We start from the raw sequence: 21,429 nt of genomic DNA, 5'->3' as shown, positions 1-21,429 counted from the left end.
GACGGCCGAGGCTGATTCAGGCGATTGTCTCACCAGCGGTAGAGACAAAAAATGCCAGCAATCCGAGAAGGATGCTGGCATTTTTTAGATGGTGGGCGTGGCAAGGATTGAACTTGCGACCCCTGCGATGTCAACACAGTGCTCTACCACTGAGCTACACGCCCGCCGGAGGTGGCCCTTTAGCCGGGGGTTTCAGGGCGTGCAAGCCCCATTTTGCATCGAGGCTCAACTTAGGCCCGATGCGTCGTGGCGGTCGAACAGGCGATCGACCTCCAGAACCAGGTCGCGCAGGTGGAAGGGCTTGGACAAGACCCGCGCATTGGGCATCGCCTGGCCCACCTTCAGCGTCACCGCCGCGAAGCCGGTGATGAACATCACGCGCAGGTCGGGAGCCAGTTCGTTGGCGCGGCGTGCCAGCTCGATGCCGTCCATCTCCGGCATGACGATGTCGGTCAGCAGCAGGTCGAACCGTTGCTGTTCGAGCAGCGGCACCGCCGCCGTGCCGCGATCGACCGCCACCACGGCATAGCCGGACCGCTCCAGCGCGCGGGCCAGATATTCGCGCATCACCTGATCGTCTTCAGCCAATAATATTCGGATCATCACCTTGCCCCGCAATCGGACGCCGTCTTAGTCGATCCAGCTTAACAATTTCAGTCGAATTGGCGCGAAACCCGCTTTAGGATCGACAGGATGACGCCGTCGTTCGACGAATGGGGAAGCACGCCGCCGGCCGGGCCGGTAGTGCTGTCCGTATCGCACGCCGGTGCCGACTATCCTGTCGAACTGCGCGCCGCCCTGCGGGTTCCGCCGGCCGCGCTCCGGGGACTGGAGGACCGCCGCGTCGATGCAGTCGCCCATGCCGCCCGCCACGACGAGCCGATGCTGGTCCAGCGGCTGGGGCGCGCCTGGATCGACCTCAACCGGTCGGAGCGCGAACGCGACCCGCGCGTCGACGAGGGCGCGCCACCGCTCCGCCGGCCGATCCTGTCGGCGAAGCTGCGCAGCGGCCTGGGGCTGGTGCCGCGCCGGGTGACGGGGGCGGGCGACCTTTGGGCGCGACGCTTCACCGCGGCCGAGATCGAGGCGCGGATCATCGCCGACCACCGGCCCTATCACGACCGGCTGGAGGCGCTGCTGCTCGCGGCCCGGGCGCGATACGGCGTCGCGGTGCTGCTCGACCTGCATTCGATGCCGCCGCTGGCGGAGGATGGCCCGCAGGTGGTGATCGGCGATCGCTTCGGCCGCACCGCCGCCGGCCGCTTCGCGCGGGCGCTGGAGGCGGAGACGCGCGCGGCCGGGGTCCGGGTCACCCGCAACGCGCCCTATGCCGGCGGCTTCATTGTCGAGCGGCAGGGCGCGCCGGAGCGGAGCATCCATGCCGTGCAGGTCGAGCTGGATCGTCGCCTCTATCTCGATGCCGCGCTGGACGCGCCGGGCGAGGGGCTGGCGGCGACGGCGGCGCTGGTCCGGCGGATGATCGATGCACTGGCGGCGGAAGCGCTGGCGGGGACGCTGCCCCAGGCCGCCGAGTGACATAAAAAAACCACCTCGCGCGGTGTCGCAGCGAGGTGGCCAAGGTTCAGGGAGGAGACACGCTGAAAGCGTGTCGTACGGCGCCGCGAAAGGGGGGACACGATGCCGTACAGGACCTAAATGGGTGACCCGCGATTTGGTTCAAGCATCGATTGCAAAAAATGTTCGGAACCCTGTCTTACCCGGATCAACCCCGCCGGAACGACCGGTCGAACCAGGGGGCCATCCGCCCCAGTACCCCGTCGCGCAACAGGATATGGTGGCGCAGCGCGGCGGCGACATGGAGCGCGACGAGCGCCAGCATCAGCCAGCCGAGCAGCTCATGCGCCTCATGCCCGAACCCGCCCGCCGCCCGCCCGACCGGCAGGGGCGGCACCTGCGCCAGCCCGAACCAGGAGGTCGGCCGGGGCGTCGGCCCGCCCGACACCATCAGCCAGCCGGTCAGCGGCATCGCGACCATCAGCAGATAGAGCGTCCAGTGCGTGGCATGGGCGGCGGCGCGCTCCCAGGCCGGGGTATGCGCGGGCAAAGGCGGCGCCGGGTGCAGCAACCGCCAGCCGAGCCGCGCCGCCGTCAGCGCCAGCACGGTCAGCCCGATCGCCTTGTGCAGCGGCATGCCGCCGATCGCATCGTGGAGCAGCCCGATCGTCAGGTTGACGATCACCAGCGCCGCGATCGTCCAGTGGAACAGCATCGCCACGCGGGAATAGCGGAGAGCGGCATCGCGGCGATCGTGCATGGACCGGCTCGGACATGGGCGGCGCGGGGATCGCGCCGGCGGGACCGCCAGTCTAGTCGCGCCGGGCGGGCAGGGGAAGGGCGGTGCCGACGACCGCGCCGCCCTTCCGCCGGCGCCGATGCCTCCCCCGGCCAGGCGGCGGGGGGAGGCGGCAGGGGTCAGAAGCTCGGCTGCATCTGCGGCGCGGCGACCTTGCCGGCCTGGGCCTGGCGCGCGAAGATGTCGCGCATCAGCGACAGCGAGAAGAGGTGCGCATAGAGCAGCGGCAACATGCCCGACTGGCTCATCTTGCGCAGCTGGTCGCCGCGCAGGTCGGCCAGCTTCTTCTCGTCGATCATCTGGAAGCCGCGATAGATGAAGGGCTGCTCGCCGCCGTCCATCTGGATGGTGACCTCACCGTCCATCAACAGGCCCAGGTCCTTCAGTTCCTTCATGAACATCTGGGTGCGCTGGCCGGCCTGCTCGAACTGCTCGTTGAAGGCCAGGATGTCCTTGGTCAGCTGGCTCGGCTGGCCGTCGGTGAACAGCGGCTCGCCATCGTCGAACGCGCCGATCGTGTCGCTGGTCGGGTCGAAGCAGAGCGACAGTTCCTGGCTGTCGGGCCGCAGCCGCGCCAGCATATAGGGATAGCGGCGGATATAGGCGGGGACGTAGAAGTTCGTCTCGGTCAGCTTGCCGGCATCGTCGACGAAGACGTTGACGCCCTCGTTCAGGCCCATCAGCGCCAGCGGGATCGCGTCCTCGCCGACCGAGAAGACGATCGGCATATGGCGCTGGATCAGCGGGAATTCCTCGATCGTCACCGGGATCGCATGCTGGCCGGCGAGGAAGGGCGCGGTCTCGGCCGGGCGGACCTTCCAGTCCGCATGCGTCTCGCTCGAAAGCGGTTCGAGGCCGTTGTAGAAGAGCGGCAGTTGCGGCGCGCTGGCCATTTTTCGATCACTCCGGGAACAAAAGAACGCCTTGCCCTATTCCGCCGGCCGGAGCGGCGCAAGCAGCTTGCCCGGGTTGAGCAGCCCGAGCGGGTCGAGCGCCGCCTTGATCGCGGCGAGCGCCGCCAGCCGGCCGGGCGGGGCGAGCCGCGCCAGCTCCGCCGACTTCATCTGGCCGATGCCGTGCTCGGCCGAGATCGTGCCGCCCGCCGCCGTCACCAGATCATGGACGAAGCGGCTGACGATGGGTGCTTCTTCCGCATACCAGCGGGTGCGGTCGGCGTCTTTGGGCGCGCGGACGTGGAAGTGGATGTTGCCGTCGCCCAGATGGCCGAAGCCCGAGGCGCGGGTGCCCGGGAAGCGCGCGTCGCAGGCCGCCGCCGCTTCGACCATGAAGCGCGGCATCGCATCGACCGGCACCGCGATGTCGTGCTGCGCCGCCGGCCCCTGCGCCCGCTCGGCATCCGACAGCGAATCGCGGATCGACCAGAAGGCGTCGGCCTGGGCCTCGCTGGCGGCGATGGTCGCATCGGCGATCCGTCCGTCCGACAGCGCCTCGCCCAGCACGCGTTCGAGCAGCGCCTGCGGCGCCTCGGCGGTGGCGGAGGCGGCGGTCGCCTCGATCAGCAAGTGCCAGGCGTGGCGGCCGGCCAGTGGTGCGCGCGCCTGCGGCCGCCAGGCCAGCGCCGCGTCCAGCGTCTCGGCCGGCAGGATCTCGAAACTCTCCACCGCGTCGCTCGCCCGTTGGAAGCGGCGGAGCAGCGCCAGCGCATCGGCGGGATCGGCGACCCCGGCCCAGGCGACGCCGCGCGCCGCGACCGCCGGCACCAGCTTCAGCGTGGCGGCGGTGACGATGCCCAGCGTCCCCTCCGCGCCGATCATCAACTGGCCCAGGTCATAGCCGCGATTGTCCTTGCGCAGCGCCGCCAGCGTATCGATCACCGTACCGTCGGCCAGCACCGCCTCCACGCCCAGTACCAGCCCGCGCATCGTGCCGAAGCGCAACACCTGCGTGCCGCCCGCATTGGTGGAGACCAGCCCGCCGATCGTCGCATTGCCGCGCGCGCCGAGCGTCAGCGGGAAACGCCAGCCCGTCTCCAGCGCCGCGTCGTTCAGCCGCTCCAGGATCACGCCGGCCTCCGCCACGACATGGCCCGCCGCCGCGTCCAGCCGGCGGATGCGGTCCATGCGGCGCAGCGAGAGAAGGAACGCCGCCCCGTCCACCGGGGGCGTGGCGCCACCGACCATCGAGCTGTTGCCGCCCTGCGGCACCAGCGGCACGCGCGCCTCGGCGGCGGCGTGCAGGATCGCCACCACCTCCCCCGTGTCGCGCGGCGCGAGCAAGGCGGGGGCATGGCCGCGATAGCGCCGCCGCCAATCCTCTTCCCAGGGGGCGATCAGCGCCCGGTCGGTGACGATCCCACCCGGGGCGAGCCGGGGCTGGAGGCGGTCGAGCATGGCGGTCTGTGCGGGGGTCATGACGCGCGGGCTAGACCGAGTTCATGGCGCGTTCAATCTTCGCCGCTAGACGAGAAGGCTGATCCAGCCATGCCGTTTCCCCGCTTTCCCTTCCCCGCGCGAGCGACGCGCCTCGGCCATGGGCTGGTCCCTCTGGCCGGCTGGTCGTTCGCGACGGCGATGCTCGCCGCGCCGGTCGCCGCCGATCCGCCGGCGATCGTCACCGCGCAGATGCTGATCCGCGAGCGCATCACCATCCGCCGGGTGCCGCGCATGCCGATGGCCGCCCCCACATTGGCGAGGCCGGTGCCGATGGTCCGCGGCTGGCGCGAGCGCAAGGGGCCGAAATGCGTCCCCGTCGACCGGCTGGCAGGCGCGAGCATCGTCGCGCCGATGGCGATCGACCTGCTGACCATCGACGGCCGGCGGCTGCGCGCGCGGCTGGACCATGATTGCAGTTCGATGGACTATTATTCCGGCCTCTATATCCGGCCGGGCGAGGACGGGCAGGTCTGCGCACGGCGCGATTCCATCCGGGTGCGGTCCGGCGCGCGGTGCGGCATCGCGGTGTTCCGCGCGCTCGAACCAGTGCGCTGAGCCGGTCGCCGGGGCGGCCGGGCGCGACCTTCCTTGACTTTTCGCGGTAAATACGACAGCGCCGGGGCGCCTCGACAACGGTCGGCGCACCTTTTACCCGGACATGTTCATGCCCTTTGCCGATCTCGGCCTTTCCGACGAACTTCTCCAGGCGGTCACCGACGCCGGCTATACCGAGCCGACGCCGATCCAGGCGGCCGCCATCCCCTCCGTATTGATGATGCGCGACCTGATCGGCATCGCCCAGACCGGCACCGGCAAGACCGCCGCCTTCGTGCTGCCGATGATCGACATCCTGGCGCATGGCCGCAGCCGCGCGCGGATGCCGCGCAGCCTGATCCTGGAGCCGACGCGCGAGCTCGCGGCCCAGGTCGCCGAGAATTTTGAGAAATATGGCCTCGGCCACAAGCTGTCGATGGCGCTGCTGATCGGCGGCGTGTCGATGGGCGACCAGATCAAGGCGCTGGAAAAGGGCGTCGACGTGCTGATCGCGACGCCGGGCCGGCTGATGGACCTGTTCCAGCGCGGCAACATCCTGCTGACCGGCTGTTCGATGCTGGTGATCGACGAGGCGGACCGGATGCTCGACATGGGGTTCATCCCCGATATCGAGGAAATCTGCACCAAGCTGCCCAAGCAGCGCCAGACCCTGCTCTTCTCCGCGACGATGCCGCCGCCGATCAAGAAGCTGGCGGACAAGTTCCTCGACAATCCCAAGACGATCGAGGTGGCGCGCCCCGCCTCGACGAACATCAACATCACCCAATGGGTGGTGCCGGTGCCGGCCCAGTCGTTCGAGAAGCGCAAGCGGCTGCGCCAGCTGCTGGGGCAGGACGAGGTGCGCACCGCGATCATCTTCTGCAACCGCAAGACGACGGTGCGCGAGCTGAACAAGTCGTTGAAGCAGCACGGCTTCCGCTCGGGCGAGATCCATGGCGACATGGAACAGCCGCAGCGGCTCGCCGAGCTCGACCTGTTCAAGCGCGGCGACATCAACATCCTGGTCGCCTCCGACGTCGCGGCGCGCGGGCTGGACATCAAGGGCGTCAGCCACGTCTTCAACTTCGACGCGCCCTGGCACCCGGACGATTATGTCCACCGCATCGGCCGAACGGGTCGCGGCGGCGCGACCGGTGTCGCCTTCACCTTCGTCGCGCCCGACGATGCCGAGAATATCGACAATATCGAGAAGCTGACCGGCCAGTCGATCGCCCGGCTCGAACTGCCGGTCGTCGAGGAGGAGCCGCGTCGCGGCCGCCGCGAGCGCCCCGCTCGCGCGGCATCGAGCGAGCCGGTGGCGGCCGCCGAGCCGGTCGAGGCCGAAGCGCCCCGCCGCGAGCGGTCGGAACGGCGCGAGCCGGCCCGCAGCGACCGCGACCGGCGCGAACAGGCTCCCCGCGAGCAGGCCCCCCGCGACTATGCTCCCCGTGAGCAGGCCAGTCGCGAGCAGGACCGCCCGGCGCGGGGGCGCCGCGACGATCGCGGCTATGCCCGCGACCGCGACGATGGTCCGGATGTCGGCTGGAACGGCCCGATCCCAGCCTTCCTGAACGCCACCATCCCGCTCTGAGCGTAACGCCTTCCGCGATCGGCGCGGGGCGTTGCGGCCGGCACTCACGCGCTGATCCGGCGGGGGCGGAGCGGGGGTGGCGATGCCCCTGTTCCGCCGGCGAAATACCTTAGAAGGTGGCCTACCTATCATAGCTGCGCTATTGCTGATCCATGTTTAGCGTTTTGCAGTGTAGAAACGCGGATGTACGGGGAGGGAATAATGCTTTCGATGCTGCTGCTGCTTGCGTCTCAGGCGGGTGGGACCATGGACTCCAAGCATGATGTTCCCTTTCCGGCCGTTCCCCCTGACATATCCGCCGTTGGGATCTATACGCCCAATGCGGACTTGCTGAGACGTTGCACCAGCAAGCAGGCCTATCAGGTGCTATCCTGCAACTACTATATCGAAGGAGTCGAGCAGGCGGCTGGGATGGTAACGGCGCGCTTTCCAAAAGGATTTGTGGCTCTGGATCCTTCCGTCGACCCGACGAAAGCGATCGTGGAGAAGCGGCAACTGGTCGTCGACTATATCAACGCATTACCCAATACCGAGATGTCCAGTCCAGCGGCGTACTCCGTCTATGCCGCTCTAGTAGCGAAATTTCCGTTCAAAGGCTTCAATATGCAGAGCCTGCCGCCGGGAGCCGCCGAGGATCACGAAGAAGGAAGTGCCCGCCTCCCTCCGCAAGCGGCGCGCGATCTGGGTAAAGATCGGCGACAGCGCTGATCGATCGCCGGGGCGGAGGCAGGACGGAACGCCCGCGCTGGGCCATCGCTGGGAAATGCCAGACAGCCGGGAAACGAAGATGAGGCCTGGAACGATGCGGATAGTCTGGACGATGCTGGCCTTCGCCTGCACCAGCCCCGCGCCCGCCGCGCCCGCCGCGCCCGCCGCGCCCGCCGCGCCGCCATCGCTCGACCTGATCGCCTCGACCGCGTTACCGCAGGGCAGCCGCTTCCAGGGCATCGCGGTCGGTGGCCTGTCGGGTCTCGACCGGCTGCCGAACGGCGATTACCTCGCCATTTCCGACGACAAGGGCGATGGGCGGCCGCCACGCTACTATCGGTTGGCGATCCGGATCGATGCGCCGCGTCATCGCATGCAAGTGCGGATCAAGCAGCAGATCGTGTTGCGTGACGCACAGGGCATCCCTTTCCCGACCGACCGGATGGTGATCGATCCCGAAGCCGTCCGCCATCTGGGCGGCGGCCATGTCCTCTGGTCCTCGGAAGGGACATGGCGGTCCGATCCCGCAGACCGCACCCAGCCGGCCATGTATGAGGGCGACGCGAAGGGCCGCATCCTCCACGGTTTCGCCTTGCCCGACGCCTATCTCTATGCCGACAACCGCACGCGCGGCGCGGAATCCAACGGCGTGCTGGAAGGGCTGGCGGTCACGCCGGACGGCGGAATATTCGCGCTCAACGAGGTGCCGGCCTTCGAGGATCGGCCCGTCGCCGGTGGCGCCACCGCGCCCGCGCTCCACCGCCTGACCCGGTTCGATCCGACGACCCGGCGGCCGACCGGACAATATGTCTATGCCGAGCCGGACGCGCGCTACAGCGTGTCGGAACTGCTGGCGGTCGACGACCACCGTTTCCTGACGATCGAGCGCGCCACGCCGTTCGACATGAAACAGGGCGTCCATGCGCGCATCGTGCTGTCGACCCTCGCTTCGGACACGAGCGACGTGCTGGCCTGTCCGGCCCTGCCGCGCTGCGCTGCCGTGCCGATGCGGCGCGAGGTGCTGCTCGACCTGCCGGGCCGCTACCGGGGCGTCTTGATCGACAATCTGGAGGGGCTGGCCTGGGGGCCGAGGCTGGCGGACGGCCGTCGCACGCTGATCGCCGAGTCGGACGATAATTTCAGCAAGGAGGAACGCTCGCAGTTCCTCGCCTTCGCCTGGTCCGAGCCGAAGGGGTAGGCGAGGCCGTCAGGCCCGCGCGCGGTGCAGCAGTTCGTCCCAATCCAGGCCGAGCAGGTCGACCGCCTCCTGGATGCGCGGCCAGTGGGTGGTCATGAAGGTCGCGCGTTCGGCCACGCGCAGCCGCTCCGCCGCGCCGGGCAGCACGAACATGCCGACGCCGCGCCTCACCTCGACATAGCCGTCGTCCTGGAAACCCTGATAGGCCTTGGCGACGGTCAGCGGGTTGGCGCCATGTTCGGCGGCGAAGGCGCGGACCGAGGGCAACTGGTCACCCGACCGATAGTCGCCACGCAATATGCCCGCCGCGATCGCGCCGCGGAGGCGGAGATAGACCGGGCTGTCCTCGCCGCTAAATGCTGTCATGGTGACTTAATACACCATGGGGCACGCTTGTCGACTCACCAATGTGAAACGATTGCACCCAGATCGGGACGGGGCCGTTCGTCCAGCGGCCGCGACGGCGTGCCGATGAAGACGAAGCCGACGATCCGCTCCGGCGCCGCGCCGAATCCGTCGCGCACCGCCTCCGACATGCTGGGCCAGCCGGTCAGCCAGCCGGCGGCATAACCATGCGCATTGGCGGCGTGGAGCAGGTTCATGCACGCCGCGCCCGCCGACATCTCCTGCTCCCAGACCGGGATCGGCCGGCCCGGCTGCGGCGCGGACAGGACCACGACCAGGGCGGGGGCCTGGCGCGCGAATTGGTCCAGCCCGGCCAGTTCCGCCTCGGTCGGCGGCGGCGCGGCGGCGCGGCGGGCACCCAGGATCAGCCCGGACAGCCGATCGCGATCCTCGACGATCACGAACCGCCAGGGGGCGAGCTTGCCATGATCGGGGGTGCGCGCGGCGATGCCGATCATCGCCGTCAGTTCGTCGGTCGAGGGGCCGGGCGCGACCAGATCGCGCGGCTTGCCCGAACGGCGGGTGGCGAGGAAGGCGAGCGGCGTCGAGCGATCGTTGAGCATCACCGCCCCAGATAGCGTGCCGTCGCCGATATCCTAGGGTCGATCGATCGGGGCGGCGATGCCGGTCCGGGGCGGGGCGTCGCTTTACCCCGCCGGCAGCGTCACGGTCGCGGTCAGGCCGCCGCCCGTTGCAGTGGACAGGGTCAGCGTGCCGCCATGGAGTTCGGCCAGTTCCCGCGCGATCGGCAGGCCGAAGCCATGGCCTTCCCCCGCCTCGTCCAGCCGGACGCCGGGGCGCAGCGCCTGCGGGATCGCATCGGCGGCGATGCCGGGGCCGTCATCGGTGATCGCGATCCGCACCGCCGCATCGTGGCGCTCGGCCGTGATCCGCACTGCCTGCCGCGCCCAGCGCCAGCCATTGTCGATCAGATTGCCCAGGATCTCCGCCAGATCCTGCGCATCGCAGCGCACGGTCATGTCGTCCGCTACCGCGACCTGGCTGCGGATGCCGCGATCGGCATGGATTCGCGCCAGCGCCGCGACCAGATCGGCGACGATCGGCGCGACCGCAATCCGGTCCGCCCCGGCCGGGCCATCGCTGGCGGCACGGGCGCGGCCCAGATGGTGGCGGATCTGCCGCTCGGCCCGGTCGAGCTGCGCGGCCAGCCGCCCGTCGGGATCATGTCCGGCGAGATCGAGGCGCAGCGCGGCCAGCGGCGTCTTCAACCCATGCGCCAGATTGGCGACATGGCCGCGCGCCCGCTCCAGTTGCGCGGCATTGTCGTCGATCAGCGCGTTGAGCCGCTCGACCAGCGGAAGCAATTCGGTGGGCGAATCGACCGTGACATGGCGGCGGCGGCCGGCGCGTACCTCCGCCAGCATCGCCGCGATCGTCTCCAGCGGCCGCAGGCCCAGGCGAAGCTGCACCAGGGTCGCGACGCCGAGCAGGCCACCGAGCAGCGCCAGCATCGCTAGCAAGGGGGCCAGCGCCGCCTCCACCGGGCGGGTGATCGCGCGGCGCGGGACGGCCACCGCCACGCGTGCCGGCCCGGCGGCGGTGGGTATCGTCGCCCAGCGGCCATGCACGCCGCCGGTGCCGGTCCGCTGATCGAACGGATGGCCCGCGCCCGGCGATGGCGGCGGCGCGCGATCGGCCGGCGACGGCTGGCGGTCGGGACGCGGAGGCGGTGGCGGCTTCGGGGGTTCCAATCCCTCCGGCGCGACCACCGGGGTGGGCGGCGTCCCGCCGGTGGCCAGCGGATCGAGCCATGCCATGCCGGCGCGCGCGCGGGGCGTCACGATCCGCCAGGGCTGGTCGCTTTCCCTCGCCAGCCGCGCCAGCAGCGCCGCATCGAGCGTGCCGTCCTCGCGCACCGCCGCGCCGTACGCCAGCAGCCGGTCGTCGAGCCGTGCGTCGATCGTGCCGGTGACATAGCGGTCGAGGATGCCGGCGATCGCCACCCCCGCCACCGCCAGCGCGACCAGCGTCGCCGCCGCCGCGACCAGCGCCAGCCGTCCGCGCAGCGATCGGGGCGCCCGTATCATGCCGCCCCCGCCGTCAGGCGATAGCCGCGCCCGCGCACCGTCTCGATCCGCTCCGCCCCGATCTTGCGGCGCAGGCGGCCGACGATCACCTCCAGCGAGTTGGAATCGACATCGGCATCGCCCTCATAGACCCGCTCCAGTAGGTCGAGCCGCTCCACCACCACCTCGCGGCGCAGGATCAGCGCCGACAGCACGCGCCACTCGAAGGCGGTCAGCTTCAGCGGCAGGCCGTCCAGCTCGAACTGCCCGGTCTGTGCGTCGAAGCTGAGCGGCCCGCAGCGGATCACGCTGGCGGCATGGCCGGCGGCGCGGCGGACCAGCGCGCGCAGCCGCATCACCAGCTCCTCGGTGCGGAACGGCTTGGTCAGGTAATCGTCGGCCCCGGCCTTGAAGCCCTGCACCTTCTCCGCCCAGGCGTCGCGTGCGGTCAGGATCAGGACGGGCAGGGTGCGGCCCTCGGCACGCCAGCCGGCCAGCACCGACAGGCCATCGCGCCCCGGCAATCCCAGGTCGAGCACCGCCACGTCGTAATTCTCGGTACTGCCCAGATGGCCGCCATCGATGCCGTCCGTGGCCAGGTCGACGGCGAAATGCTCGGCCCGCAGCGCGCGCGCGATCCCCGCACCCAGCGCCGCATCATCCTCCACCAGCAGCACACGCATCGCATCCCTTTCCATGATCGGCCCTATGCCCCCGGTCTAAACCGAAACTGAACCGCGCGGTTCAGTGGGGGTCGGGGGCGAATCGGTAGAAGGGGTCATCAACAAGGAGACGACCCCATGCCCCCCATCTTCCGCAACAATCTGCGCACCGGCCTGGCCGGCGTCGCGCTGCTCGCCGCCGGCATCACCGGCGGCGCGGTGGTCGCCCGCTCGTTCGAGCCGGCGGTCGAGATGGCGCCGATGCGCGCCACGCCGATCCGGTCGCTGACCGCCGGCGACTCGGTCGTCACGGTCAAGGGCCGCGTCGCCGAGGTGTTCGGCAACAAGTTCGTGCTGGACGACGGCAGCGGCCATGCGCTGGTCGATACCGGCCCCAAGGGCGACGACGCCGGCCTGGTCGCTACCGGTGCGCCGGTGACGGTGCAGGGCCGGTTCGACCGGGGCATGATGCATGCCTCGTTCCTGGTCGACGGATCGGGCAAGGTAGTGGCGCTGGCCCCGCTCGCGCCGCCGCCGCATGGTCCGGGCGGCCCCGGTGGTCCCGGCGGTCCGGGTGGTCCGCGTGATCGTAACGCGCCGCCGCCCCCGCCGCCGGCTGGCGCACCGGCTCCGACTAGCGCACCGGCTCCGGCTCCGGCCGCAGCGGTTCCCGCGCCGGCTCCCGCCACGGCGGGCTGACCGGAAACCCGGTGCCGGAAACCCGGTGATCGTTCGGCGCGTTTCGGGGCTTCACCGCCCTGGAGCGCGCCGATCATCATGTCGTCCATCCCCACCGTTCCCGTCCAGCGCCTGCCCGTGAGGCTCGGGCCCGACCCGCAGCGGACCGTGATCCGCCCCTTCCTGCCCTCCGATCCCGCCGACTTCGCCATACCGGGCCATCCGCGTCCCGGTCGCATCATCGCCCGCGTCCTGTCCCTGCCCGAATCGGCGCTGGACGACGAACTGGCCCGCGTCCGGGCCTCGCTCGACGAGCGGCACCGCGATGTCGATGCGGTGCTGCTCCGCCAGTTCGATGCGGTGCGCGACCAGCTGCCCGATCCCGATGCCGTCACCCTTTCGCACCGGCTGCTGATCGGGGCCTATCTCAGCGCGGAATATGCCTTCGAATCGGCGGCGCTGTTCAACCCCAGCATCGTCGGTGTGGGCGAGGAGGCGGACGGCGCGATCCGTTTCGTCCTGTCGTTGCGCGGGATCGGCGAGGGGCATCTGTCCTCCGTCGCCTTCCGCACCGGTTGCTGGCAGGCTGACGGGACGCTGGTCCTCGACCCGGCCAGCGAGACGGCCGTGCCGCCGATCGTCGGTCCCGCCAGCGGATGGCACGACCAGGATATGGTGCAGCTCGATTGCCGGGGGAGCCGCGAGCCGTCCGAGACCGTGCTCTTCCCCGTCCTCGACAGCCAAGCGCGCGGGATCGAGGATCTGCGCCTCACCCCGTTTCGCCGCAAGACCGGCGAGACCACCTATGTCGGCACCTATACGGCGGTGGGCACCGACGCGGTGCGGCAGGAGCTGCTCCAGACCGACGATTTCCGCAACTTCAAGATGCACCCGGTGCGCGGCACGCTGGCGGGCGCGAAGGGCATGGCGCTGTTCCCGCGCCGGGTCGGCGGCCGCTTCCTGGCGATCGGGCGGCAGGACAATGAGAATCTGTGGCTGTTCGAATCGGACGATCCCTTCACATGGAACGGTGGCCGCAAGATCCTGGAGCCCCGTTACCCCTGGGAGTTCGTGCAGATCGGCAATTGCGGCTCGCCGATCGAGATCGACGAGGGCTGGCTGCTGCTGACGCATGGCGTCGGGGTCGTCCGCAACTATTGCATGGGCGCGGTGCTGCTCGACAAGGACGATCCGTCGCGCGTGCTGGGCCGCCTGTCGATGCCGCTGCTGGAGCCGGGGCCGGAGGATCGCGACGGCTATGTGCCCAATGTCGTCTATAGCTGCGGGGCGCTGGTACGCGGGCGGACGATGCTGCTTCCCTATGGGATAGCGGACGAATATACCCGTTTTGCCACGATCCCCATCGATCCGCTGCTGGCGGCGATGGATAATTAGGCTTTATAACAGCGGATTAACCCGTGTGCGGTAGGATGCGCCGTGGTGATGGAATCAGGGCGAATCGAGGCGGACGGGGTGGCGGGGCGACCGATCAGGACGATATCGGCCGCCGCCCTGGCCTATTGGGCGGTGACGTCGCTGTCGCTCCTCGCGACCGGCGGGCTCGACGGCGCGGCCGCGATGTGGCCGGCGAGCGGCGTTCTGCTGGCCGCGCTGCTGCTGGTGCCGGCCCGTTTCGCGCCGGCGACCCTGCTCGCCTGCGCCGCCGGCAGCATCCTGGCCAATCTGGGCATGGGCACCAACCTGCCGATGGCGGCGGGCATCACCGGCGCCGACCTGGTCGGCGGCTGGCTGGGCGCGGTGCTGATCCGCCGCTGGGGAATCGCGCGACCGTCCTTCATCAAGCCCCGCGACGTCGCGCGCTTCACCGCCGCGACCGTGATCGGGGGGGTGGTGAACGCCGCGATCTGGGCCATGGTCGGCGGCACCGGATGGCAGTCGATCCTGTCCTGGTTCACCACCGACACATTGGGGATGCTGGTCGTCGCCCCGATGGTGCTGACCACGGCGGCCTTGTACGATCCGGGCGAGGCGCGCGTGGGCCGTCCCCGCTCGGGCGGCGAGGCGATCGCCCTGCTGGCGCTGGTCGCGGCGGTGACGCTGGCGGTGTTCTCCCAAAGCCGCTTCCCCCTGTTGTTCCTGCCGATGGTCGTGCTGCTGATCGCCACCTATCGCCTGGGGCCGTTCGGCGCCGCCGGCGGGGTCACGATCGTCGCGACCGTCGCGTCGCTGGCGATCAGCCGGGGACTGCACGCGACGCATTTCCTGGCCGGTCCACCGATCGCGACCGCCTTCTTCCTGCAATTCTATCTGCTGGTGCTGTTCGCGACCGCGCTGCCCTTCGCCGCGATCCAGTCGGCGCGGGCGCGGCTGACGGCCGAGCGCGCGGAAAGCGAGCGGCACCACCGGCTGCTGGCCGAATGGTCGAGCGACATCATCGGTCGGATCTCGGTCGACGGCGTCGTCGTCTATGCCTCGCCCGCCGTCCAGCGGGTGCTGGGCTTCACCCCGGACGAGGTGCTGTCGCAGGGGCCGATGGACCTGATCCATCCCGACGATCGCGAAACCGTGCTCGCCAACTGGCGGGGCCTGGTGGCCGGCCGACCCGGCCATGACGTCTGCGTCTATCGCCAGCGGCGTCGCGACGGCGCCTATGTCTGGCTGGAGGCGGCCTATCGGCTGGTCCCGGTCCAGCAGACCGAGGGGCGGCCGGCGGACGGGCAGGGGGCGGAGGTGATCGTATCGGTCCGCGACATCAGCCGGCGTCGCCAGGCCGAACTGCGCGCCGATGCGGCGATGCACGAACTGCGCGACGCCAACCGCCTGCTGGAAATGGCGGCGCGGATCGCGGGCGTGGGGCATTGGCGCTACTCGATCGCCACGGAAACGCTGGCGTGGAGCGCGGAGGTATTCCGCCTGCACGGCCTGAGCGCCACCGATCCGCAGCCGACGCTGGAACAGGCGATCGCCTTCTATCATCCCGACGACATGGTGCAGGTGCGATCGGTGGTCCATGCGGCCATGGCCCAGGGCGGCGAGTTCGAATGCGCCGCACGCGTCTGCGGCGGCGACGGCCTAGTCCACCATGTCGTGGTCCGCGGCCGGGGCGAGATGGCGGCGGACGGATCGCCCGCCGCATTGTTCGGCATCATCCGCGACGTGACCGAACAGGTCGAATCCGAAGCCGAGCTGCGCGCCGCGCATCTCGCCGCCGAGGAACTGGCGGAACGCGCGCAGCGGCTGGTCGATATCGACGCGCTGACCGGCGTGGCCAGCCGTCGTCGCGCGCTGGCCATGCTGGACGAGGCGCTGGCGACCGCCATGGGGCAGGGCCAGCCCCTGGCGGTCGCGGTGCTCGACATCGATCATTTCAAGCAGGTCAACGACCGCTGGGGCCATGGCGAGGGCGACCGGGTGCTGCGCCGCGTCGCCCGCGCGGCGACGGAGGCGGTGCGCGCCACCGACCTAGTCGGCCGGCTGGGTGGCGAGGAGTTTGTGGTGATCTTCCCCGGCGCGGGGCAAGCCGTGGCGCTGACGCTGGTCGAGCGGCTGCGGACCGCGATCGCCACCAGTGCGGCGCATCCCGCGGACGGGCCGCCGGTCACCGCCAGCATCGGCATCGCGCTGTACCGGCCGGGCGCGACCGCGACCTCGCTGCTCGGCGATGCCGACCGCGCGCTCTACCGCGCCAAGGCGGAAGGTCGCAACGCGGCGCACCTCGCCGCCTGAACCCATCCTGCCGAATACGCGTTCCCCGCGCCGACCACGAACCGGATCGAGAGGAATCGGCATGAGCATCGGCACGTCATTGGGCCTGGGCGGCGACGGAACACAGCAGCGGAAGGTCCGCTATGCCATTGTCGGGCTGGGCGACATCGCGCAGGAGGCGATGATGCCGGGCATCGCGCATACCGGCAATTCGGAGCTGGTCGCGCTCGTCTCCGGCGATCTCGACAAGGCGCGGCAGGTGGCGGAGAATTACGGGCTGGACGCGGTCTATGCCTATGAGGATTTCGCCGAGCTGCTCGCCTCCGGCACGATCGACGCCGTCTATGTCGCGACGCCCAACTGGCGTCATGCCGAATTTGCCATTCCCGCGCTCGATGCCGGCATCCATGTGCTGTGCGAGAAGCCGCTGGAGATTTCAGTCGAGCACGCACAGGCGATGCTGGCGGCGGAGCGCCGCTCCACCGCCAAGCTGATGACCGCCTATCGCCTCCATTTCGAGCCGGCGACGATCGACGCGATCAACCGCATCCGGGCCGGCGAACTGGGGGAGCTGATCGCGTTCAGCTCCTGCTTCGCGCAGATGCTCGACCCCGCCAATCACCGCGCGCGCAACGGGATCGAGGGCGGTCCGCTGTTCGACATGGGGGCCTATCCGATCAACGCCATCCGCTATCTGTTCGGGGAAGAGCCGGTGGAGGTCGTATCGGCGATCGGATCGCGGCATCCGGAATCGGGCTATGCGCAGGATTTCGACGATACGGTGGCGGTGACGCTGCGGATGCCGGGCGGCGCGATCGCGCAGTTCGTCGTCAGCTATTACGCCAATACCGTCGACAGCCTGGTGATCGCCGGCACCAAGGGGTCGATCCAGATGCGCCCCGCCTATGGCTTCGGCATGGCGCTGCGCCACCAGCGCATCATCGGCGAGGACGAGCGCGAGGCGAGCTTCGCCGAGACCGACCAGTTCGGCGGGCAGATGCGCTATTTCTCCGATTGCATCCTCCACGACCGCGCCGTCGAGCCGGATGCCGAGGAGGGACTGGCCGATCTGCGCGTGATCGAGGGAATCGTGCGCGCGCTGGAGACGGGCCAGCCCCAGGTCCTGCCGCCCTTCACCCGCACCCGCCGCATCGATCCCGAGCAGGTGCAGGGCCTCAGCCCGGTCAGCGCGCCCGATCTGGTCAAGGTCAGCGACCCGACGCGATAGGCCCTGCCGGCGCATCCCCCGTTCGCACAGGGCTGGCAGCGACGAATGGGGGACGCTAGGAGCCGGACCATGACCGACGACGCGATGCAGTTGCGAGCCGAGGCGCTCGCCTCCAAGGCCTGGCCCTATGAAGAGGCGCGCAAGCTGCTCGCGCGCTGGCCGGAGGAGAAACCCGGTGATGCGCCGATCCTGTTCGAGACCGGCTATGGCCCCTCAGGCCTGCCGCATATCGGCACGTTCAACGAGGTGTTGCGCACGACGATGGTGCGCAACGCCTTCCACGCCCTGTCCGACCGGCCGACCCGGCTGATCGCGTTCAGCGACGACATGGACGGCCTGCGCAAGGTGCCGGACAATGTCCCCAATGGCGCGATGCTGGCCGAGCATCTCGGCAAGCCGCTGACCCGCATCCCCGATCCGTTCGGCACGCATGACAGTTTCGCCGCGCACAACAATGCGCGGCTGCGCGATTTCCTCGACCGCTACGGCTTCGATTACGAATTCGCTTCCTCGACCGACTATTACACGTCGGGCCGGTTCGATGCCGCGCTCAAGCTGGTGCTGCGCCATTTCGACGCGATCCAGGGCGTGATGCTGCCGACGCTGCGCGCCGAACGCGCCGCCACCTATTCGCCGGTGCTGCCGATCAGCCCCCGGTCGGGCGTGGTGTTGCAGGTGCCGATCGAGGTGGTCGATGCCGAGGCCGGCCTGATCGCCTTCGAGGATGAGGGCGAGCGGATCGTCCAGTCGGCGCTGGGCGGCCTGTCCAAGCTGCAATGGAAGGTCGACTGGGCGATGCGCTGGGTCGCGCTGGGCGTCGATTACGAGATGGCGGGCAAGGACCTGATCGACTCCGTCATCCAGTCGGGCAAGATCGCGCGCGTGTTGGGCGGCCGCCCGCCCGAGGGCTTCAATTACGAGATGTTCCTCGACGAACATGGCCAGAAGATCTCCAAGTCGAAGGGCAACGGCCTGTCGATGGACGAGTGGCTGACCTATGGGCCCGAGGAGAGCCTGGCCTTCTTCGCCTATCGCGAGCCGAAAAAGGCCAAGCAGCTGCACATGGGCGTGATCCCGCGCGCGGTGGACGAATATTGGCAGTTCCGCACCAATTATCGCGGCCAGGAACTGAAGCAGCGGCTGGGCAATCCGGTCCATCACATCCATGACGGGCTGGTGCCGGACGAGACGCTGCCGGTCAGCTTCGGCCTGTTGCTCAACCTCGCCAGCCTGCCGGGCGTGGGCGACCGCGAGACGATGTGGCGCTTCCTCCAGCGCTATGACGCGGGCCTGACGCCGGAGGCCAATCCGGCGCTCGACCGGCTGGTCGGCTATGCGGTCGCCTATGCGCGTGATTTCGTCGCGCCGACGCTCCAGCGTCGCCCGCCGACCGAGGGCGAAGCGGCGGCGCTGCGCGACCTGGACGCGGCCCTGGCCGAGCCGGTGCCGGCCGATGCCGATCTCGCCGCGACGCTCCAGGACCGGGTCTATGAGATCGGCAAGCGCCATTACGGCAAGGAGGCCCTGCGCGACTGGTTCGGCGTCCTCTACGAAACGCTGCTCGGCGCGTCGCAGGGGCCGCGCATGGGCAGCTTCTTCGCGCTCTATGGCGTCGAGGAGTCGCGGCGGCTGATCGCGGAGGCCGTGTCGGCGGCTTGACGGGCCTCCGGGCTCCTGTGTTCGCAGGGGCCCGGCCGTGCGCTTTGCCACGATCCCGCCCGAACCGTCCCGACCGTCAGGTGACATGACCCGATCCCATCGTCCGCCGCCGGCCGAACCGTCCGCTGATCTCCCGCTGGCCAAGGGCAGCGCCGGTTATCGGCGGCTGACGCTGGCGATGCTGTTCGCCGGCTTCTCCACCTTCTCTTTGCTCTATGCGGTGCAGCCGCTGCTGCCGCTGTTCGCGCGCGACTATGGGCTGAGCGCGGAAGGTTCGTCGCTGGCGGTGTCGCTGGCGACCGGGCCGCTGGCGATCGGGATATTGGTGGCGGGTTTCGTTTCCGATCGGATCGGGCGGCGGCCGCTGATGATCGCGGCGATGTTTGCCGCCGGGCTGCTGACGCTTGCCGTCGCGGTCGCGCCCGGCTGGTATGCGCTGCTCGCGCTGCGGCTACTCACCGGCCTGGCGCTGGCGGGGGTGCCGGCGGTGGCGATGGCCTATGTCTCGGAAGAGGTGGACGTCGCCTCGGTCGGATCGGCGATGGGCCTCTATATCGGCGGTAGTGGCCTGGGCGGCATGGGCGGGCGGCTGGTCGCCAGCGTCGTCGCCGATCTCGCCGGCTGGCGCTGGGCGCTGGCGGTGGTCGGCTTGGGCGGCCTGGCGATGGCGGAGGCGTTCCGCCGGCTCGCACCGCCGTCGCGGCGCTTCGTGGCGGGGACGGGCGGGCTGGGCGCGGTGGTCGGCGCGGTGCGGCCGCTGTTCGCCGATCCGGGGCTGCGGCTGCTCTACATGGAATCCTTCCTGGTGATGGGCATCTTCGTCACCATCTTCAACTATGTCGGCTTCCATCTGCTGGGCGCGCCCTATCACCTCAGCCAGGCGACGGTCGGCGCGATCTTCCTAATCTATATCCTGGGATCGATCAGCTCGGCCTGGTTCGGCGGGCTGGCGGGGCGGGTCGGCCGGCGGCAGATCTTCCCCATACCGGTCGCGGTGATCCTGGTCGGCGTGGCGCTGTCCGCCGCGCGGCCGCTGGTCGCGGTGATCGCCGGCATCGCCATCGTCACGATCGGCTTCTTCGGCGCGCATTCGATCGCCAGCAGCTGGGTCGGCCGGCGCGGCGCGGCGGCGCGGGGGCAGGCGGCGGCCTGGTATCTGTTCTTCTATTATGCCGGGTCGAGCGTCCTGGGCACGGCGGGCGGCATCGCCTGGACGCGGGGCGGCTGGCCGGGCGTCAGCCTCTATTGCGGCGGGCTGGCGCTGGCGGCGTTGATCGGCGCGGCGATGCTCATCCGCGTCAAGCCGGTGGCGGTGGAGCCGCAGGACGGCCCCACCATCCCGATCCTGCCCGAAGGCTGAGATCAGGCGAGGCGCAGGACGCCCCGGCCCCGTCGCCGCGCCGCCATGCCGACCAGGGCGAAGCCGGTCAGTATCAGCATCCAGCTGGTCGGCTCCGGCACCGCCAGCGCGAACTGGCGGTTCATCTCCTGATAGGCGGCGCGCTGCACCGCCGCGGTCGGATGCGTGCCGTCGAACGAGAAATAGCCGGCACAGCCCGAGGCGATCGCCGCCGCGCCCGCCGCCTGGCAGGTGGTGCTCAGGTCGAGCGCGGGCAGGCCGAAGCGGGCGGGATCGACCGACAATTGGTTGAAGAAATCGGTGAAGCTGAACCGGTACAGCGTCGTGTCGGACGACAGCTTCAGATCGCCCAGCGCCGCGTCCAGATAGGCATTGGCCTGGGTGTTGATCGCCCCGGCGGTCGCCACCGGAAAGTCGGTGATCAGGATGTTGCGCACGCCCAAGCCGTCCAGCCGCTGCACGCTGGCGGCATATTGGCTGGCGGCGTCCTGCAGATAGCGTTGCGGATCGGCCCCGCCGATCGTCCCGGCGATCGCGCCGAAGACGTCGTTGCCGCCCGCGTTCAGCACATAGAGCCCGTTGCGGTCGGCGGTCCTACCCCGCGCGACCTCGTACAGGTCGATCTGCCGCGAGAGATCGGGGACGACGTCGCCATTGTCGACGATCCGCGCACCGCCAAAGGCGAAGTTGCGCCCGCCGAGCAGCGAGGCGGTGGTCGGCCGGCCGAACAGGTCGATGCTCAGCAGGTCGGTATAGTCATAGCCGTTGGTGAACCGGCCCTGGAAATAGCCGGCCGCGGGCGATGGCGTCTGGCCACGGGTCAGGGCGTAGATATTGCCCGCATCGACCAGGCTGTCGCCGAACACGGTCAGCGAGGTGTAGCTGGAGGTCATTCGGGTGGCGGCGGCGGGGCTTGCCAGCCCCAGCCAGGGGGCCACCAGCACGGCGGCCAGGAGTGTCGCTTTCATCGGCTTCCTCTCTTGCTGCGGCGTCGTTAACCACGCCT

Annotated in this window: 20 protein-coding genes and 1 tRNA gene; 11 read left to right on the top strand and 10 right to left on the bottom strand. The window is 69.8% G+C overall.

Annotated elements, in window-relative coordinates; all coding sequences use genetic code 11:
• Positions 1–89: 89 nt before the first annotated feature.
• Both QE452_RS13955 and cpdR read right to left on the bottom strand, forming a co-directional pair.
• Positions 90–164, bottom strand: a tRNA-Val gene (locus QE452_RS13955).
• Positions 165–225: 61 nt separating this feature from the next.
• Positions 226–603 carry a cell cycle two-component system response regulator CpdR gene (gene cpdR / locus QE452_RS13950; protein WP_125993448.1) on the bottom strand — a complete coding sequence of 126 codons (378 nt, stop codon included), beginning with the start codon at positions 601–603 and terminating at the stop codon, positions 226–228.
• Between the two features lie 90 nt (positions 604–693).
• Here cpdR and QE452_RS13945 point away from each other — a divergent pair, with 90 nt between their 5' ends.
• Entirely contained in the window at positions 694–1,536 is an 843-nt protein-coding gene (locus tag QE452_RS13945) for an N-formylglutamate amidohydrolase (RefSeq protein WP_309659619.1), read from the top strand.
• A gap of 187 nt (positions 1,537–1,723) precedes the next feature.
• On the opposite strand, the gene QE452_RS13940 is transcribed toward QE452_RS13945, so the two are convergent.
• The 3 genes from QE452_RS13940 to QE452_RS13930 form a co-directional block, all read right to left on the bottom strand.
• Complete coding sequence (locus QE452_RS13940) at positions 1,724–2,275, bottom strand: cytochrome b (protein ID WP_309659620.1); 552 nt, start codon at positions 2,273–2,275, stop codon at positions 1,724–1,726.
• 158 nt (positions 2,276–2,433) lie between these two features.
• Complete coding sequence (locus tag QE452_RS13935; protein WP_309659621.1) at positions 2,434–3,207, bottom strand: SapC family protein; 774 nt, start codon at positions 3,205–3,207, stop codon at positions 2,434–2,436.
• Between the two features lie 36 nt (positions 3,208–3,243).
• The gene (locus QE452_RS13930) at positions 3,244–4,686 is read right to left on the bottom strand and encodes an FAD-binding oxidoreductase (protein WP_309659622.1); all 1,443 of its coding nucleotides are present in this window, start codon (positions 4,684–4,686) and stop codon (positions 3,244–3,246) included.
• A 69-nt stretch (positions 4,687–4,755) separates the two neighbouring features.
• Here QE452_RS13930 and QE452_RS13925 point away from each other — a divergent pair, with 69 nt between their 5' ends.
• The 4 genes from QE452_RS13925 (at position 4,756) to QE452_RS13910 (ending at position 8,738) form a co-directional block, all read left to right on the top strand.
• A complete protein-coding gene (locus QE452_RS13925; RefSeq protein ID WP_309659623.1) occupies positions 4,756–5,262 on the top strand; it encodes a hypothetical protein in 507 nt (168 codons plus the stop codon).
• Positions 5,263–5,371: 109 nt separating this feature from the next.
• Complete coding sequence (locus QE452_RS13920) at positions 5,372–6,832, top strand: DEAD/DEAH box helicase (protein ID WP_309659624.1); 1,461 nt, start codon at positions 5,372–5,374, stop codon at positions 6,830–6,832.
• Between the two features lie 210 nt (positions 6,833–7,042).
• The gene (locus QE452_RS13915) at positions 7,043–7,540 is read left to right on the top strand and encodes a Rap1a/Tai family immunity protein (RefSeq protein WP_309659625.1); all 498 of its coding nucleotides are present in this window, start codon (positions 7,043–7,045) and stop codon (positions 7,538–7,540) included.
• Positions 7,541–7,634: 94 nt separating this feature from the next.
• A complete protein-coding gene (locus QE452_RS13910; RefSeq protein WP_309659626.1) occupies positions 7,635–8,738 on the top strand; it encodes an esterase-like activity of phytase family protein in 1,104 nt (367 codons plus the stop codon).
• Positions 8,739–8,747: 9 nt separating this feature from the next.
• Here QE452_RS13910 and QE452_RS13905 read toward each other — a convergent pair whose 3' ends face one another.
• From QE452_RS13905 to QE452_RS13890, 4 genes are all read right to left on the bottom strand, one after another.
• Entirely contained in the window at positions 8,748–9,104 is a 357-nt protein-coding gene (locus QE452_RS13905; protein ID WP_309659627.1) for a GntR family transcriptional regulator, read from the bottom strand.
• Between the two features lie 35 nt (positions 9,105–9,139).
• Entirely contained in the window at positions 9,140–9,706 is a 567-nt protein-coding gene (locus tag QE452_RS13900) for a nitroreductase (RefSeq protein WP_309659628.1), read from the bottom strand.
• An 84-nt stretch (positions 9,707–9,790) separates the two neighbouring features.
• Complete coding sequence (locus QE452_RS13895; protein WP_309659629.1) at positions 9,791–11,191, bottom strand: HAMP domain-containing sensor histidine kinase; 1,401 nt, start codon at positions 11,189–11,191, stop codon at positions 9,791–9,793.
• Positions 11,188–11,853, bottom strand: coding sequence for a response regulator transcription factor (locus QE452_RS13890; protein ID WP_309659630.1), 666 nt, complete (start codon positions 11,851–11,853; stop codon positions 11,188–11,190). The genes QE452_RS13895 and QE452_RS13890 overlap by 4 nt, the downstream gene beginning before the upstream one ends.
• 117 nt (positions 11,854–11,970) lie before the next feature.
• On the opposite strand from QE452_RS13890, the gene QE452_RS13885 reads away from it, so the two are divergent.
• The 6 genes from QE452_RS13885 to QE452_RS13860 all read left to right on the top strand — a co-directional run bounded on the left by QE452_RS13885 (position 11,971) and on the right by QE452_RS13860 (position 20,423).
• Entirely contained in the window at positions 11,971–12,531 is a 561-nt protein-coding gene (locus QE452_RS13885; protein ID WP_309659631.1) for a hypothetical protein, read from the top strand.
• 78 nt (positions 12,532–12,609) lie between these two features.
• Positions 12,610–13,905, top strand: coding sequence for a glycoside hydrolase family 130 protein (locus tag QE452_RS13880; RefSeq protein ID WP_405052770.1), 1,296 nt, complete (start codon positions 12,610–12,612; stop codon positions 13,903–13,905).
• 48 nt (positions 13,906–13,953) lie between these two features.
• The gene (locus QE452_RS13875) at positions 13,954–16,197 is read left to right on the top strand and encodes a diguanylate cyclase (protein ID WP_309659633.1); all 2,244 of its coding nucleotides are present in this window, start codon (positions 13,954–13,956) and stop codon (positions 16,195–16,197) included.
• A gap of 61 nt (positions 16,198–16,258) precedes the next feature.
• Positions 16,259–17,404 (top strand): Gfo/Idh/MocA family oxidoreductase, encoded by a 1,146-nt coding sequence (locus tag QE452_RS13870; RefSeq protein ID WP_309659634.1) that lies wholly within the window; start codon positions 16,259–16,261, stop codon positions 17,402–17,404.
• Between the two features lie 69 nt (positions 17,405–17,473).
• On the top strand, positions 17,474–19,063 hold the full coding sequence (locus QE452_RS13865) for a lysine--tRNA ligase (protein ID WP_309659635.1): 1,590 nt from the start codon (positions 17,474–17,476) through the stop codon (positions 19,061–19,063).
• Positions 19,064–19,148: 85 nt separating this feature from the next.
• Entirely contained in the window at positions 19,149–20,423 is a 1,275-nt protein-coding gene (locus QE452_RS13860) for an MFS transporter (protein ID WP_309659636.1), read from the top strand.
• Between the two features lie 2 nt (positions 20,424–20,425).
• Here the strand turns inward: QE452_RS13860 and QE452_RS13855 are convergent, their stop codons facing one another.
• Positions 20,426–21,391 carry an SGNH/GDSL hydrolase family protein gene (locus QE452_RS13855; RefSeq protein WP_309659637.1) on the bottom strand — a complete coding sequence of 322 codons (966 nt, stop codon included), beginning with the start codon at positions 21,389–21,391 and terminating at the stop codon, positions 20,426–20,428.
• Positions 21,392–21,429 lie beyond the last annotated feature (38 nt).

It is taken from the genome of Sphingomonas sp. SORGH_AS_0438 (assembly GCF_031453475.1).
In the GTDB taxonomy this organism is placed as follows: Bacteria; Pseudomonadota; Alphaproteobacteria; order Sphingomonadales; family Sphingomonadaceae; genus Sphingomonas.
Note: the sequence above shows the minus strand (reverse complement) of the source record. Positions and strands in the feature narration are given on the sequence as shown.

Coding starts and splice junctions, on each gene's coding strand:
- QE452_RS13890 (WP_309659630.1), bottom strand. CDS start 11,853: ATGCGTGTGCTGCTGGTGGAGGATGATGCGGCGCTGGGTGCGGGGATC.
- QE452_RS13885 (WP_309659631.1), top strand. CDS start 11,971: ATGCCCCCCATCTTCCGCAACAATCTGCGCACCGGCCTGGCCGGCGTC.
- QE452_RS13860 (WP_309659636.1), top strand. CDS start 19,149: ATGACCCGATCCCATCGTCCGCCGCCGGCCGAACCGTCCGCTGATCTC.
- QE452_RS13945 (WP_309659619.1), top strand. CDS start 694: ATGACGCCGTCGTTCGACGAATGGGGAAGCACGCCGCCGGCCGGGCCG.
- QE452_RS13915 (WP_309659625.1), top strand. CDS start 7,043: ATGCTGCTGCTGCTTGCGTCTCAGGCGGGTGGGACCATGGACTCCAAG.
- QE452_RS13925 (WP_309659623.1), top strand. CDS start 4,756: ATGCCGTTTCCCCGCTTTCCCTTCCCCGCGCGAGCGACGCGCCTCGGC.
- QE452_RS13870 (WP_309659634.1), top strand. CDS start 16,259: ATGAGCATCGGCACGTCATTGGGCCTGGGCGGCGACGGAACACAGCAG.
- QE452_RS13940 (WP_309659620.1), bottom strand. CDS start 2,275: ATGCACGATCGCCGCGATGCCGCTCTCCGCTATTCCCGCGTGGCGATG.
- cpdR (WP_125993448.1), bottom strand. CDS start 603: ATGATCCGAATATTATTGGCTGAAGACGATCAGGTGATGCGCGAATAT.
- QE452_RS13880 (WP_405052770.1), top strand. CDS start 12,610: ATGTCGTCCATCCCCACCGTTCCCGTCCAGCGCCTGCCCGTGAGGCTC.
- QE452_RS13905 (WP_309659627.1), bottom strand. CDS start 9,104: ATGACAGCATTTAGCGGCGAGGACAGCCCGGTCTATCTCCGCCTCCGC.
- QE452_RS13930 (WP_309659622.1), bottom strand. CDS start 4,686: ATGACCCCCGCACAGACCGCCATGCTCGACCGCCTCCAGCCCCGGCTC.
- QE452_RS13900 (WP_309659628.1), bottom strand. CDS start 9,706: ATGCTCAACGATCGCTCGACGCCGCTCGCCTTCCTCGCCACCCGCCGT.
- QE452_RS13895 (WP_309659629.1), bottom strand. CDS start 11,191: ATGATACGGGCGCCCCGATCGCTGCGCGGACGGCTGGCGCTGGTCGCG.
- QE452_RS13920 (WP_309659624.1), top strand. CDS start 5,372: ATGCCCTTTGCCGATCTCGGCCTTTCCGACGAACTTCTCCAGGCGGTC.
- QE452_RS13935 (WP_309659621.1), bottom strand. CDS start 3,207: ATGGCCAGCGCGCCGCAACTGCCGCTCTTCTACAACGGCCTCGAACCG.
- QE452_RS13865 (WP_309659635.1), top strand. CDS start 17,474: ATGACCGACGACGCGATGCAGTTGCGAGCCGAGGCGCTCGCCTCCAAG.
- QE452_RS13855 (WP_309659637.1), bottom strand. CDS start 21,391: ATGAAAGCGACACTCCTGGCCGCCGTGCTGGTGGCCCCCTGGCTGGGG.
- QE452_RS13910 (WP_309659626.1), top strand. CDS start 7,635: ATGCGGATAGTCTGGACGATGCTGGCCTTCGCCTGCACCAGCCCCGCG.
- QE452_RS13875 (WP_309659633.1), top strand. CDS start 13,954: ATGGAATCAGGGCGAATCGAGGCGGACGGGGTGGCGGGGCGACCGATC.